General features: G+C 64.3%; 2 protein-coding genes and 1 pseudogene. All 3 read right to left on the reverse strand.

Annotated features, from left to right (window positions below):
- Positions 1-500, reverse strand: a 500-nt coding sequence (locus AC1DX0_RS36000; protein ID WP_477359275.1) for a DUF1868 domain-containing protein, incomplete at its 3' end; no start/stop codon positions are given.
- Between the two features lie 86 nt (positions 501-586).
- Complete coding sequence (locus AC1DX0_RS36005; protein WP_477220222.1) at positions 587-1,204, reverse strand: DapH/DapD/GlmU-related protein; 618 nt, start codon at positions 1,202-1,204, stop codon at positions 587-589.
- A pseudogene (locus AC1DX0_RS36010) lies at positions 1,201-1,279 on the reverse strand (phosphonate C-P lyase system protein PhnL); the annotation flags it as partial. The gene AC1DX0_RS36005 and the pseudogene AC1DX0_RS36010, both read right to left, overlap by 4 nt.

Raw genomic sequence — 1,279 nt, forward strand, 5'->3', positions numbered from 1 at the left:
CGGTAGCCGAACGGCGTCACCAGCGCATCGCGCCATTGACGCATGATGCGCACATCCTCGTCCGTCGCGCCGGCCACGGTGAGCCCGGTCGGCACGATTTCGACCACCTTGACGTTGAACGGACCGAAGCCCTCGAAACCCTTCAGCCGTTCCAGATAGACGCGGGTCATGGCGTCGATGCTGGTGTCGAGCGGCACGTCCTGCGGCCAGTAGGGCAGGCGGCGGCGATATTCGATGATGCCCTGGAACAGCGTCATATGCAGGCTGGAAACGGGCGTGAAGGCGAGCCGGTCGGCGTCAGGCATCGCCAGCATCTTCTCGCGCACCGCAAGCACCACGGCCTCGGACGGGGAACCGCTGACGAGATGGCTGACAACGGTGTTGCCGGGCTCAGTCAGGAAATTGCCTGACCTGTCGTAGCGCGTGCCGAGGTGCGCCGGCGGGGTCGGGTTGGAGCCGGCAAAGAATCCGGCAAGCGAGGGTCTGACGGTGTCGAGCATGGCGATCTCCAGGGAAAGACCGGGTCCTGCCTCGCTGATGTGTCAGGGATATGAAACAGGTTTCCCCATGACGATGATGTGAGGGACTAAGCTTCGTATTTTTCCAAGAAGGCTTCGGCAGACAGTTCTCTGAAATCGTCGAGTGAGGCGCGCAGCCTGGCATGGTCCCAATCCCACCAGGCGAGCGCCTGGAAGCGTTCGGCGGTGCGGCGGTCGAAGCGCTCGCGGATCGGCTTGGCCGGCACGCCGGCGACGATGGTGTAGGGCGCAACATCCTTTGAGACGACGGCTCCGGCGCCAACCGCTGCGCCGTCGCCGACGGTGACACCGGGTAGGACGGTCGAGCCGTGGCCGAGCCAGGTGTCGTGGCCGATGGTGACGCGCTTGGCGCGGCGCTGGGCGAAGAATTCGCTTTCGTGCTCGGCGTCGTCCCAGTAGTCCGAGGCGCGGTAGGTGAAGTGGTGCAGTGTCGGCCGCCAGGTCGGGTGGTTAGTAGCATTGAGGCGCACGCTTGCGGCGATGTTGGCAAACTTGCCGATCGTCGCGCACCAGACGGCGCAATCCTGCATCATGTAGGAATAGTCGCCGAGTTCGCTTTCCGAAACCCGGCTGCGGTCGGCGATCTCGGTCCAGCGGCCAAGTGTAGAATTGTGCACTTCCGCCGTCGGGTGGACCAACGGTGTCTCCGACAGCTTCCTGGTCATGCGGCGAGTTTTCCCGGAGCAAAGGCGGTGACGTCGATGACGCGATCGGACACCGCCTCGCGCACATCGTGGTCG

The sequence above is a fragment of the Mesorhizobium sp. P3_A9 genome (assembly GCF_056402975.1).

Excerpts from the sequence above, each read along its gene's own strand:
- AC1DX0_RS36005 (WP_477220222.1), bottom strand. The coding sequence starts at position 1,204 with ATGACCAGGAAGCTGTCGGAGACACCGTTGGTCCACCCGACGGCGGAA.